This is a genomic window from Bartonella sp. OT172YNZD (genome assembly GCF_042193725.1).
Classification (GTDB): Bacteria; Pseudomonadota; Alphaproteobacteria; order Rhizobiales; family Rhizobiaceae; genus Bartonella; species Bartonella grahamii_A.
In genome coordinates, this window is the sequence record NZ_JBHILZ010000012.1 from 34770 (window position 1) to 48161 (window position 13392).

Consider the following 13392-nt stretch of genomic DNA (forward strand, 5'->3'; position numbering starts at 1 on the left):
ATGCAGGAAACAGTATTAAACGAATTGGCACATTTACGAGCATCTATTGATAATTTTGATGCCACCTTGATTCATATCTTAGCAGAGCGTTTTCGTTGTACGAAAGCTGTTGGGCGCTTAAAAGCGCGTTATGATTTGCCTAAAGTAGATCCTCTGCGTGAGCAATATCAGGTAGCGCGTTTGCGGCAATTGGCTATGGATAGTCATCTTGATCCTGATTTTGCTGAAAGATTTTTAAAATTTATTATTAAAGAAGTTGTGCGTCATCATGAAATTATTGCTGAAGAGCAAAAGACAAAAAAAGTCAATTTAAACGAAAGCCAGAGCTGACAATAGGAGATAAAATATGGCATTGAAAATTCGTTTGTCCCGTGGAGGTTCAAAAAAACGTCCTTATTATCATATCGTCGTTGCAGATGTTCGTAGTCCGCGCGATGGGCGGTTTCTTGAACGTGTTGGTGCATGGGATCCAATGTTGCCTAAAGATGGACCGAGGGTAAAACTTAATGAAGAACGTATCCAATATTGGCTTGGGCAAGGGGCTCAACCAACAGATCGCGTTTTACGGTTTTTAGATGCAGCTGGCTTGAAAAAGCGTCCAACCCGTAATAATCCACATAAAGGTGAACCGGGTAAAAAAGCACAAGAACGTATAGCAGCAGCAAAGCAAGCGGCAGAAGAAGCCGCGGCAGCGGCTGAAGCAGAATCTGTTTCAGCATAAGAAGCATGATTGTTTAATCAATGTGTTTTTAAAAGCTTTAGAAAAATAAATATCATCCGTTTTTGTTTATCAAAAACGGATTTTTTTAAAAAGCTGCTTATTTAAACAGCGTTGGTTTTTTAAAAATCAATGGTTTTAAAAGTCAATAGCGCGGCCCTTAATTTCCCAGTCTCCATAGCGGGAAGGGTCTTTACCGCCGCGTCCACCATTTTCTAAAGGTTGTTCTTTTTCTGCTGCGCTTTTTCGCCTTTCTTCAGCTTCTTTAAGGGCGCGTTGTGCTTCGGGAGAAAGAGATTGCTGTTTAACGACAATTGCATTTTTTTTGCTTGTTTTCTCATCTTTTTTATTCATTTTATACCTATTCCATTGAAGAAGCAGAAAGAAAACACCATCATATAGCATTAATTGACTTTTATCATGGAGTTTTTTGAGTAATGAATATAATGCGTATAGCTATGCTTTTGGCTTTTTTAACTGCTCTCTTTATGGGAGTTGGTTATCTTGTTGGAGGGGGCGGTGGTATGGTCATAGCTCTTTTGATGGCCAGTGGTTTAAACTTTTTTTCTTATTGGAATTCAGATAAAATCGTTTTACGCATGTACGGGGCGCGTGAAGTTGATCAGCATTCAGCACCAGTTTATTATAAGATTGTAAGCGATTTAGCAAAAAGGGCTTCTCTTCCTCAACCAAAGGTTTATGTTATTGAGAATGCACAGCCAAATGCTTTTGCGACGGGACGTAATCCGCAAAATGCAGCTGTTGCTGCAAGTGCTGGGTTGTTAGAGCGGTTAAGTGCTGAGGAAATTGCCGGCGTTATGGCGCATGAGCTCGCACATATTGAGCATCGGGATACGTTAACAATGACTCTAACCGCAACGATTGCAGGGGCAATTTCAATGCTTGGTAATTTTGCTTTCTTTATGGGAGGGCAGCGCAACTCTTCAGAAGATTCTCATGGCGCTGGGGCAATTGGAGGATTTATTGCATTGCTCGTGGCACCTTTTGCGGCGATGTTGGTGCAAATGGCGATTAGTCGTACGCGGGAATATGCTGCGGATCGGAGAGGGGCTGAAATATGTGGTAATCCTTTATGGTTGGCTTCGGCATTGCGTAAGATTGCTGACGGGGGACGTGGGGTATATAATGAAGAAGCAGAGCATAATCCAGCAACTGCGCATCTGTTTATTATTAATCCTTTGAGCGGTGAGGGAGCGGATAGTCTTTTTTCTACACATCCAGCAACTGCAAATCGTATTGCTGCTCTTTATCAGCAAGCAGAAGAAATGAAAGGAACTCTTGCCAAAAGTGTGGGATGGAATAAAGAAGAAAGTATACATGAAAAAAGCAGCGGGATAAACTATGGAGATTTTTATAGTGGTCAAGCTCATGCATTAGGTGAGCAAGAAAACAGTCCTTTTCAGCGTGTTACAAAACGTCCTTCTTGGCTTCGTTATGAAAATTCAAAAAGATCTCGTTCATAGAGTTATTGAGGGAGTTTTTAAGGAAACAGTGATATAAAGGTGGTGTTTTGAAACACAAAAAAGCGGGGCATGTGTCTGAAAAAAATGTTCCAGGATTAGTTGTTCGGCAGGTGTGTGTGCGTCTTTTGGGGGCGGTAGTTGATAAGCGCACGCCTCTGTCTGGTTTGACGGATAATGAACACGGACATCCACAATATTTAAAGCTTTCACAACGGGATCGTTTATTATGTCGGGCTATTTTAACAGCTTCATTGCGTCATCGAGGGCAGATTACGGCAGCTCTTTCACGCTTTTTGGTGCGTCCTTTGCCTCCACAAGCACTTTCACTCCAGCATCTTTTGCATATCAGTGTTGCACAAATTCTTTATCTTGATATTCCCGATCATGCGGCTATTGATTTAGCTGTGCGTGTGGGGAAACTTGACCCTCGAATGCGCCGTTTTTCAGGGGTGGTAAATGCTCTTTTGCGCAATATTGCACGTGAGGCGATGCCTTTACGCCAACAAGTTCCTACTATTGAAGGTGTGCCAGCGTGGTTTGGACAGCTTTTAATGTCAGCTTATGGAACAGAAAAGGCGCATCAGATTATAGCAATTCAAAGTGTGGAACCCCCTTTCGATTTGACAGTGAAATCTGACAGTGTTGGATGGGCTAAAAGGCTTGGCGGTGTAGTATTGCCCAATGGTTCTGTTCGATTGAATCGCCTGGAGTGTTCTGTTTCTGATTTACTAGGTTATAGTGAAGGAACTTGGTGGGTTCAAGATTTCGCTGCAGCGTTGCCTGCTTGTTTACTAGGAAAACTTCGGGGTAAACGAGTTGCTGACCTTTGTGCGAGCCCTGGGGGGAAAACAGCACAATTGGCTTTGCAAGGGGCACAGGTGACAGCAATTGAGCTTTCTGCTAACCGCGTAAAGCGTTTAAAAGAAAATATGGAACGGCTTCATTTTTCAGTTCACATTTGGCAGGGCGATGTGAGAAATTTCCATCCCGCACAATTTTTTGATGCGGTTCTTCTTGATGCTCCTTGTTCTTCTACTGGAACTATCCGTCGTCATCCAGATATTTTATGGACGAAATCGAGGGGTGATATCGTCAAGTTAGCGGCGTTGCAATATGATTTGCTTGTCGCAGCAATTTCTTTGGTAAAGGTGGGGGGGCGGATTGTTTTTTCCAATTGTTCATTGGCAAGAGAAGAAGGTGAAGATCTTATTGAGAAAATTTTATCAATACGCAATGACATTGTTTTAGAACCTATTTATCCAGAGGAAATGGGAGCACTGGCACATTTGCTTTGTGGGGGGATGTTACGGACAACGCCTGCGGATTTTTGTCATAAAAATTGTGATGTTGGGAAAACCGCATTTTTAGGAATGGATGGTTTTTTCGCTGCGCGCTTACGAAAAATTGCTTAATTAACGCTTCATTTACAAAAATGGTCGAAATTGTATTTGATTCAGCATAAATGGAGATGAAATTTTGGCGGTTGCGGTAAAAGCTTCTCAGGTAAAAGTGGCAGCCTGTATCGATACGATACAGAATGTTATACGGCGTTTATGGATTGGACCATTGTTTCGTTGGCGGTTTTCAGGGTTTCGTCCTCATAAAATTTTAGCGCATCCTATGGATTTTCATGTAGCTGATCCTATAATGGCGCATGAATTTTATCATGGTCGTTTTGCTTTTGCTGGTCACATTGTTCATTCTGGTGCTGTTTCGCCGTTTTCATTGATTCCACCAACGTTAGAATGGGAAGCGGCTCTACATGATTTTCATTGGTTGCGTCATATGGAGGCAGCAGGAAGTGATTTAGCTTCTGCACACGCACGCTCTCTTTTAGAAGATTGGTTTGACCATGCTGGCAAGAAGGTAAAAGGGCTTGCTTGGAGTGGTCCTGTTGTGGCGCGGCGCTTGATTTCATGGATTTGTCATTCGAAAATGTTGTTAGAAGGGGCAAGTGAGCGGTTTGAAAAACGCTTTTTACGTGCGCTTGGTTTGCAATTTCGTTATTTGCGCGTAACAATTTGCAGTATGGAGCATGATGATCAACGTTTACAAGCAGCAGCGGCTTTGACGTTCGCATCTCTTGCTTTGCCTGTTTCTGCGGCAGTGAAAAAAAAGGTACAAACCGCACTTATAAAAGAGCTTTCCCGTCAAATCTTAGTTGATGGTGGGCATATTTCCCGTAGTCCTATTATTTTGCTGAATTTGTTATCGGATTTATTGTCGTTACGGCATCTTTTTATGCGTAGCAATGAAACAGCACCACGTATTTTGATTGATTCTGTTGAGCGTATGTTACCAGCTTTACGATTCTTTATCCATGAGGATCAAACGTTGGCACATTTTAATGGGGTTGGTCCCCTTATGTCGGAACGGTTATCGTCACTTTTAGAACTTGATGAAACAGGAGGGCATCCTTTTAGTTATGCCCGTTATTCAGGATTTCAGCGCTTCAAAGCCAATCAAACAACAGTGCTTGCAGATACAGGAAAGTTTCCACCCCGCTCTGTAGCACAGCAGGCTTGTTCGGGGTGTTTGTCTTTTGAAATGTCTTCACAAGGGCACCGTTTTATTATCAATACCGGCGTTAATCCTGATGGGCGGGAAGATTATCGACAGCTAGGGCGTGTTACTGCAGCGCATTCAACAGCTACGCTTAATGATTGTTCAGTGGGCGTTTTTTATCAGAAAAAGAAAAATGGCGTGCCATTTTTGTTTGATGGACCAACGGATGTTCAAGTGCGCCGTATAGAGGATTCAGAGAAGATGGGTTTTATTGCGAGTCATAATGGTTATGTGCGACCCTTTAATCTTATTCATGAGCGTGGTCTTATTTTGGCGACAAATGGAGATATGATCGAGGGTTTTGATCGCTTTTTTATGCCAAATAAAGGGGGAAAGAGACACAAGAGTGTGCAAAATGAACAAGATCATGTTGCTGTTCGGTTTCATCTTCATCCACAAGTTGAAGTTAACTATGATGGCAAACGTGTGTGTTTAGCCATAAAGAACGAGAACGTGAAGAGCCAACAAGTATGGTATTTTATATCGCCTGACGCAGATATTTGTCTTGAAGATTCAATTGATTTTGCAGAATTAACAGGTCCACAACGGACACAACAGATTGTTTTATATTTTCGCCCTGCATTTCAGGAAAAAGTTCGTTGGCGTTTTATCCGTAAAGCGTTTGATAAAAAATTAGAACATTGTTCCAACTCATAGTATATTGCGTTTTATCTTCGTGTCGCAAAACATCATCGTTTATTGTGGTAATATTCTCAAAATTTGAAGAATATATAAATTTTATACATGAAGCATTTTGTTAGAGTATAGGTTGGATGTTTTTAGGCAAGGTTTGCTCATAGAATCTCATAAGGTGATGCTGAGAAGGATTGGCTCTAGAAAAAAAGGGTTTTTGACAGACCATTGTTGACAGATGAATACTTGTTAAGGATCTTCATCTTTTAAAGATGTGAAGAGAAATTAAGTTATTACTTATCTTCGAAAGTTCTTACGAGTTCTATTGGGATCAATATTTCTCTCTGAGAGAGTTGCATTAATAGGGTTACGCTCTTTACGAAAAACAGAGCGCTATTGTATTGCATATTCACGGACTTATTTTAAAGAAAAGTCTCCTAGCATTTCCAAGCCTATTTAGCGATGGTGCCCGTGATGGGTATAACGGTAAATCCATTAAGCACTCCCATCTTTATGCTTATGAAGGAGTAATTCAGCACTATCACACTATTTATCAGTGCCTAATGTTTGTAACAGCTTTTGGCACTAGAGATGGTTCATAAGAGGCATTTTTAGCCTTGATTTGAAATGGGAGAATCTTACGGTATTCGGGGTTCTAATTCAATATGAATAACGCTAAATTATCATTATAAATCAAATGTTGTACACCATAGAAGCACTGAAAATTCGAGAAACAATACATAGCACTGGCCGAGAAAAACGACTCTTATACTCTTTGTTACTATACTAAAAATGAAGTTATAATAACAACCCATAAAATGCGTGTTTTTTCATAGCAAAGCATTCTCTCAAATATCCCAAACAACTTTTATAAAGATTTACGCGAATAACGTCGTGCAATCGAATCAATATTACCTCGACAAATTCCAAGATCACTGAGTTCATATGTTGAAAGACAACTTAACGCATTAACGGTTCGACGATAACGGCGCCAATTACTATAAAAACGTAGAATATTCATATCCTCTACTCAAACTCTTTATTACACTCTTTGGTTTAAAAATAGAGCATATTACTAAAAAGAGTTGTGCTATAATAGCATAACAGGTATGCACCTATATACAAGATAATACCCCTCTAACCTTTTTCTCATATGAAAGCGCAACCATTAAAATGTTAATAAAAACAGTATTTATCTATAAACAATGGCTAAATTATGTGCATTTTCTGCGGTGATAAACTTCTTCACGTGTAGATTCTCTGGATTGAATAACTGCTTCCATTTCAACGGTTATCAATAGTCATACGATGATTATAAAAAATTTCTTGAAACATTTGTCTCATATAATAGAGGGAATCAGCAAAATTATTAATGGCGGAAGTGTCGTGTTCTTGTAAAAACCATTGCTAAACCCTGCGCATCAGCAGCAGTGATAACTTCTTCATCACGCATGGAGCCTCCTGGTTGAATAACTGCTGTTGCCCCTGCTTCAGCTGCTGCTAATAAACCATCTGCAAAAGGAAAAAATGCATCTGATGCAACAACCGATCCTTTTGTGGGAGTTTCTGTTAAGCCTGCTCTTTGCGCACTTTCTGCTGCTTTACTTGCAGCAATTTTTGCTGAATCGATGCGGCTCATTTGTCCGGCTCCAATTCCGACTGTTGCGCTATTTTTTGCATACACAATAGCATTTGATTTAACGTGTTTTGCTACACGAAAAGCAAATTGAAGATCACGCATTTCATCTTGAGTTGGTGCCCGCTTTGTCACTACTTGCAATTTAAGATCATCAACCACCACGTTATCACGTGATTGCACTAAAATACCTCCTGCAAGTGTTTTCGCAAGAAATCCTCCACAGCGTGGATCAGGAACTCCACCTGTAATGAGCAAACGAAGATTTTTTTTCTTGGCAATAATTTCACGTGCCGCCATTGTGGCATCAGGAGCAATAATCACTTCTGTGAAAATTTTAACAATCTCTTCAGCACATTCCTCATCAAGGGTTTGATTTAAAGCAACAACTCCACCAAATGCCGATACATTATCACATATAAGAGCCTTCAAATAAGCTTCTTTCAAATTTTCTCCTTCCGCAACACCACAAGGATTGGCATGTTTAATAAGAGCGACAGCAGCGGTTTTTTGCGGATCAAATTCTGCCACAAGCTCAAAAGCTGCATCTGTATCATTCAGATTGTTATAAGAAAGCGCTTTGCCTTGTAAAAGTTTTGCTGTTGCAATACCAAAACGTTTTTCATTATTACGATAAAATGCTGCTTGTTGATGTGGATTTTCCCCATAGCGCATAACACTCTCAAGATGACCAGAAAAACTCTGCCATGATGGAATTTCAATTTTTAGATCCTGTGCAAACCACGATGCTATTGCCGTATCATAAGCAGCGGTGTGTGCGTAAGCATGCATTGCTAGCTGACGACGCATAGATAAGCTTAAACATCCATTATGCTGCTTTAATTCAGCTAGAATCGAATCATAATCTTTTATTGCTGTTACAACACCAGTATAAACATAATTTTTCGCTGCGGCGCGAATCATCGCCGGTCCACCGATATCAATATTTTCAAGAATCGTTTGCCTATCGGCTCCCGATAGGATCGTCTCTTCAAAAGGATAAAGATTCACCACCAAAAGATCAATTCCATGAATGCTGTTCTTTTCCATAGCTTCCCTATGGCTAGGATCTTCTCTTACCCCTAACAAAGCACCATGAATTAAAGGATGGAGTGTTTTTACACGTCCATCCATTATCTCAGGAAATCCGGTAACTTCAGCAACATCTTTTACCGGTAAACCAGCCGCTATGAGGGTTTTGGCTGTTCCTCCTGTTGAAATTAATTCAACATTGTAAGTAGCGTGAAGGGCTTGTGCAAAAGCAACCACACCCGTTTTATCAGACACAGAAAAGAGAACACGACGAACCCGATGAAGATCAGGTATGGGAAAATTTTTGGCTACAACACTCATAACAGAAGCCTTAAAAATGAAAGAGTTAAAATTCTAGTAAAACAAGCTTATACATTTATAGCATAAGCCTTTAGCAAAATACACTGAAAGGATAAACTGTCTTTTTAGAATATAGGATGACTCACCTTTTTCTATTATTTTGTAAAAACACTCTCATTTGAGGTGTGGAGATAGGTATAAAAGTCTCATTGAGACATTAAATGTTTTTTTGTTGCTTATAACTCAACATCTCATTTTCATAGCAGTTTTGAAACAAAAAACGCCTCCGTATGTTCTTTGCTATATTAGCTTTTATACTAGATTAAGGCGAAAGTATTGCGTATGGAGTAATTTCTGAAATGGGAAAAAACCTAATAAAGCAAGAAAGAATATAAAATTATAAAGGCAAAAATGAGTGCCTATCTTTCCGATCATTTTTAAATTTGGCTTTATGTTTTTCAAAAGCGTTTATGACAATGTTTTTTTAGAGTGAATTTTTTAAGAGTGGAGATAATACATTGCTTCACATTTTTGTGCATTACATTTTTAATGAATTAACCCTCGTTTTATAATGATTTTTTTGAAGAGTATCGCGTAAACCTTTTGTGGATAGTATAAAGTTCATTGTATGCCTATGATCTTTATTTAACAAAAGCGCAAGTCGGTAGCTTTTATTCTCTTTATCAGTTTTCAAGATTCTAAAAATTTTTGTTACTTGAGATCGAAGAGGTATTTTTTAGTTTTTTTGCCGTAGCAGAAAAAGAAAAAAGCCCCTAACACACCAGCAGCTAAAATAAACCACGTTATTGCATAAATGAGATGATTATTTCGAAAATGTACAATCGTAAGACCAACGACGGGAAGGTTTGCTTGTGGAGATGTTTTTCTGGCATCAATGAAATAAGGGGCAACAGTGGACAAACCAAGTTTTTGTGCCATAGCGGGGAGATCGCGCGTATACCATAAATTTTTGTCAGGATTATTTTTACGCGGGAAAAATCCATTTTTTTCACTCATGCGTAATAAACCGATAATCGTTGTTTGTTCTGTGTCTGTGGTAGAATTTCGCTGAGATGAGGCGTTTGTATGCGATTGCTCTGAGTTTTGAAAATTGTTACGTTCATCCATGGGGATAAAGCCACGGTTGATAAAGATCAGTGTATTATCAGCAGTCTGTAAAGGAGTCAAAACCCAATAGCCTGTAGTATTTTGAGCGGCAGCAGTGACTAAAATATTTTTATCTGTTAAAAATTTTCCTGTGATAACAACAGGTTGATATTCATATTTTTCAAAAGTAACATCTGACCATTGATTTTTTGAGGGAGCTTTTATGGGGGGCAAATGAATGCGTTGATTGGCACTGGTGATAAGATTTGTTTTCCAGTTTAACCGTTGTACTTGCCATATACTTAATGCGCTGAAGAGAAGAAAAAAACAAATACATAAAGTTCCAAATAAAAAAGAAGAAAAACAGCAAGAATTTCCTTGAAGCTTTGTCATGGGGGGCTCTTTTTTGCTCATGATTTATGCTTCCTTTCGGGACAATAAGCTTTTATTCTAACATGGTATGTATTAAAAAAAAACATTTTGTACGCTTTTTAGCAGAATTTGCACGCCTTATTGAAGAAAAAGATGAAAAATGGGTCAGCGAGAGATGAAAAAGGTTTTATAAAAGACTTGACCTTTTGTTGTCGACCCCCTATTAGAAAGAAACTTCCCAATGATGCCTGTTCAAGGTTGCATTGTGCGTGTTTTGCGTTCATTGTGTCCTTTGGGTATGGGGATTTGAAAGTTTCTTAGAGTTTAAGGGTGGAGTTTATGTCTCGTGCATGTGAATTGACAGGGAAAACGGTTCTGTATGGTAATAATGTTAGCCATGCAAATAATAAGACTCGGCGTCGTTTTTTACCAAATCTTTGCAATGTGACATTGATTTCAGAAGTGTTACAGCAAAGTTATCGCTTGCGCATTTCAGCAAGTGCTTTGCGTTCTGTTGAGCATCGTGGTGGCCTTGATGGTTTTTTGGTCAAAGCAGTCGATAAAGAGTTGTCGCAACGTGCGCGTTTGCTAAAACGTCAAATCATTAAGAAAAAAGCTGAGCAAGAAGGTGAGCAAAAGGCTGAACAAGCAGCGTAATTGTTAGCGCCATTCTTTTTGGTTTATTGACGCTTTGATTTCGGTTTTCTGTTCTAGAAGTTAAGTTTTTTGCAGATTGATCATTTTATTTTATTGTTTCCGTATCCTAGGTTAAAAAAATGCTCTCAAGCAGTCCTTTACGAGAACAGCAAAAGAAAAGATATATTGTTTTTTCTATTTTAGCAATGTGCCTTGCTGTTACTGCTTCTAATATTTTTGTTCAATATCCTGTCTACTGGTTTGATTTGAATGATCTGTTGACTTATGGGGCTTTTACCTATCCATTTGCTTTTCTGATCAATGATTTGACCAATCGTTTTTATGGTCCATCTGCTGCGCGGCGTGTGGTTTATGCTGGTTTTTTTGCGGGGGTCTTTGTTTCTTGGATATTAGCGACACCACGGCTTGCACTTGCTTCTAGTTTTGCATTTTTATTTGGGCAACTCCTTGATATTGTTGTTTTTACTCCTTTGCGACATAAAACATGGTGGAAAGCACCTTTAGCAGCAGCGTTTGTTGGTTCGGCTTTGGATACAGTGCTGTTTTTTGCTCTTGCTTTTTCTAGCTCTTTTGCTGTTCTTGATAAGATAACAGGCTATGCTGATAGTTCACTGGTGGAGAGTACTGTTTTGGGAGGGGTAGACATACCAGTTTGGCTTTCACTTGCTTTTGGCGATTTTTCGGTAAAAATTGTTATGAGCCTGTTTATGTTGATTCCTTATGGAACAATTCTTAATATTGTGAAGCTTCCTCTTTATCAAAGTCATGCAAAGGATGCTTCTTCTTTTATTTGTCACAAATAATGATCTTTGTCTTTTTGTTTTACTAAAGAAGAGAAGGTTGTGCGTTATGTCTTCTAAGGGCAGAATTTGAGTGGATTCAAAATTCAATTTGTGGGATTATCTTCTCAGATTGTTAGTCATCAAATTCCGATGGTTTAATGATAGAGATAATTTTTTAAAATGTAACTGTTGCTGATTCAAGGCAGGTTTATTTCTTATGAATATGAGGCGTTTTATCACTAAAAAGTATTTCTAATTGTTTTGTTATGGCGTCAGCGAGTTCTTCAGCATTCATAATTGTTACAGCACGCTGATAATAACGTGTGACGTCATGACCAATTCCAATGGCAATGAGTTCGATAGGGGAATGTGTTTGAATTTCTTGAATCACTGCGCGTAAATGTTTTTCTAGATAATTGCTGGAGTTGACCGATAGTGTCGAATCATCAACAGGAGCACCATCAGAAATGACCATGAGGATGCGACGTTGTTCACGCCGCGATAAAAGGCGTTGATGAGCCCAAATTAAAGCTTCTCCGTCAATATTTTCTTTTAATAATCCTTCTTGCATCATTAAACCTAAATTGCGTCGTGCGCGACGCCATGGGGTATCAGCACTTTTATAGATGATATGACACAAATCATTAAGGCGTCCAGGATTATGGGGTTTGTTTTGGGTAAGCCATTGTTCGCGTGATTTTCCTCCTTTCCAAGTTTTAGTGGTAAAACCTAAAATTTCAACTTTGACACCACAACGTTCAAGAGTTTGTGCCAAAATATCAGCACAACTTGCGGCAATGCTAATGGGGCGTCCGCGCATTGAGCCAGAATTATCAATGAGAAGTGAAACAACTGTGTCCCGAAATTGGGTGTTACTTTCCATTTTAAAAGAAAGGGGTTGCATGGGGTCAATAATTAGACGTGGAAGCCGTGCTGTATCAAGATATCCTTCTTCAAGGTCAAAGTTCCAGTTGCGATTTTGTTGTGCCATCAAGCGGCGCTGGAGACGGTTTGCTAAACGTCCAACGATGTTTTGAAGATGATTGATTTGTTTATCAAGATAACGGCGTAGGTGATCTAACTCGTTTTCAGAACAAAAATCTGTTGCTTCCAAAATTTCATCAAATTGACGGGTGAAGATTTTATAATTGCCAAGTCTTTCCATTTGTTCCGAATCGGAAAAAAGGCGTTTAGGTCTGCTCGGCTTTTCTTGCCAAGGTCCATTTTTTTGCTCGCCATCAGCTTGATCATTGTTGTTTGATTGTGACGCTTGTGTTTTTCCGTCGTCTTGCACATTACTTTCTTGTTCAGTGTTGGTTTGTTCTTCACTTTGAGTGTGTTTTTTGTTTTTACTCTCTTCTTCTGCTTGGTCTTGAGGTTCACATTCGTTTTTTAATTTTTTATTGTTTTCACTGTTAGAAGCTTTAGCTTGTTGCACTGTCATTTTGAGTGTAGCAAGCATTTTGCGAACAATATGTGCAAAAGCTTGTTGGTTGTAAATATGATGTGTGAGCTCATTGAGTTCTGCTGCTGCTTTTTGTTCGAGTTCTTGACGCCACAATTCTAAGACAGGACCTGCTTCTCTCGGAGCTTTGCGCTTTGTTATTTTTTCACGCAATAAAAGTGCAATCGCTTCTTGGATGGGGGCTTCACTTTGGTTGCTAATTTTATGATAATGGGCTCTTTTGTATTTATCGGCGAGCATGATATCAAGATTTTTTGCAAGCCCCTCCATGGCTAAAGTGCCAATTGCTTCAACACGTGTTTGTTCGAGGGCATCAAAGACAGCACGTGCTTCTGATTCTAATGGAGAAAATTGCATGTGAATGCGGTTATCATGCCATGCTTTGCGCAGAGCCATGGAATCACCTAATCCGCGGGTAATGGTGATGTCTTTATTCGTTGCGTATTGAGGTAATTCTGGTAAACGCGCACAACTTTCGCTTAAAGATGGTCGGTTATGACTAAAGGAAACTTCAAGGTTGTTTGCGCCTGCAATTGCACGCATACAGGTGGAAAGTGCTTTTTTAAAAGCTTCAGCATTAAGAGTGTTATTGGAAGAGTTCTTTGCCGGATTGTTGTTGTCGCCAATATAGGTAGCCATGA

11 protein-coding genes and 1 pseudogene are annotated in these 13392 nt (G+C 39.4%); 7 read left to right on the plus strand and 5 right to left on the minus strand.

The annotated features are described in order from the left end of the window. Both ACFIJS_RS06585 and rpsP read left to right on the plus strand, forming a co-directional pair. Positions 1-330, plus strand: a complete 330-nt coding sequence (locus tag ACFIJS_RS06585) for a chorismate mutase (RefSeq protein WP_375650797.1) — start codon at positions 1-3, stop codon at positions 328-330. Positions 331-346: 16 nt separating this feature from the next. Then, positions 347-721 carry a 30S ribosomal protein S16 gene (gene rpsP / locus ACFIJS_RS06590; RefSeq protein WP_375650762.1) on the plus strand — a complete coding sequence of 125 codons (375 nt, stop codon included), beginning with the start codon at positions 347-349 and terminating at the stop codon, positions 719-721. 135 nt (positions 722-856) lie between these two features. On the opposite strand, the gene ACFIJS_RS06595 is transcribed toward rpsP, so the two are convergent. After that, positions 857-1072, minus strand: coding sequence for a DUF1674 domain-containing protein (locus ACFIJS_RS06595; RefSeq protein ID WP_375650763.1), 216 nt, complete (start codon positions 1070-1072; stop codon positions 857-859). Positions 1073-1155: 83 nt separating this feature from the next. Here ACFIJS_RS06595 and htpX point away from each other — a divergent pair, with 83 nt between their 5' ends. The 3 genes from htpX to ACFIJS_RS06610 all read left to right on the plus strand — a co-directional run bounded on the left by htpX (position 1156) and on the right by ACFIJS_RS06610 (position 5424). After that, complete coding sequence (htpX, locus tag ACFIJS_RS06600; RefSeq protein ID WP_375650764.1) at positions 1156-2202, plus strand: zinc metalloprotease HtpX; 1047 nt, start codon at positions 1156-1158, stop codon at positions 2200-2202. Positions 2203-2249: 47 nt separating this feature from the next. Continuing rightward, the gene (locus tag ACFIJS_RS06605) at positions 2250-3614 is read left to right on the plus strand and encodes an RsmB/NOP family class I SAM-dependent RNA methyltransferase (protein ID WP_375650765.1); all 1365 of its coding nucleotides are present in this window, start codon (positions 2250-2252) and stop codon (positions 3612-3614) included. 64 nt (positions 3615-3678) lie between these two features. Then, positions 3679-5424: a heparinase II/III family protein gene (locus ACFIJS_RS06610; RefSeq protein WP_375650767.1), complete on the plus strand. Its 1746-nt coding sequence runs from the start codon at positions 3679-3681 to the stop codon at positions 5422-5424. A gap of 844 nt (positions 5425-6268) precedes the next feature. Here ACFIJS_RS06610 and ACFIJS_RS06615 read toward each other — a convergent pair. From ACFIJS_RS06615 to ACFIJS_RS06625, 3 genes and pseudogenes are all read right to left on the minus strand, one after another. Then, positions 6269-6421 carry a DUF1127 domain-containing protein gene (locus tag ACFIJS_RS06615; protein WP_375650768.1) on the minus strand — a complete coding sequence of 51 codons (153 nt, stop codon included), beginning with the start codon at positions 6419-6421 and terminating at the stop codon, positions 6269-6271. Positions 6422-6769: 348 nt separating this feature from the next. Next, entirely contained in the window at positions 6770-8389 is a 1620-nt protein-coding gene (gene purH, locus ACFIJS_RS06620; protein WP_375650770.1) for a bifunctional phosphoribosylaminoimidazolecarboxamide formyltransferase/IMP cyclohydrolase, read from the minus strand. A gap of 715 nt (positions 8390-9104) precedes the next feature. Beyond that, positions 9105-9889, minus strand: a pseudogene (locus ACFIJS_RS06625) (SURF1 family protein). Between the two features lie 297 nt (positions 9890-10186). On the opposite strand from ACFIJS_RS06625, the gene rpmB reads away from it, so the two are divergent. Together rpmB and ACFIJS_RS06635 are read left to right on the plus strand one after the other, a co-directional pair. After that, complete coding sequence (gene rpmB, locus ACFIJS_RS06630) at positions 10187-10504, plus strand: 50S ribosomal protein L28 (protein WP_375650771.1); 318 nt, start codon at positions 10187-10189, stop codon at positions 10502-10504. A gap of 119 nt (positions 10505-10623) precedes the next feature. Further along, positions 10624-11307 carry a VUT family protein gene (locus ACFIJS_RS06635; protein WP_375650772.1) on the plus strand — a complete coding sequence of 228 codons (684 nt, stop codon included), beginning with the start codon at positions 10624-10626 and terminating at the stop codon, positions 11305-11307. Between the two features lie 187 nt (positions 11308-11494). Here ACFIJS_RS06635 and cobT read toward each other — a convergent pair whose 3' ends face one another. Beyond that, positions 11495-13390: a cobaltochelatase subunit CobT gene (gene cobT / locus ACFIJS_RS06640; protein ID WP_375650774.1), complete on the minus strand. Its 1896-nt coding sequence runs from the start codon at positions 13388-13390 to the stop codon at positions 11495-11497. Positions 13391-13392: the final 2 nt, after the last annotated feature.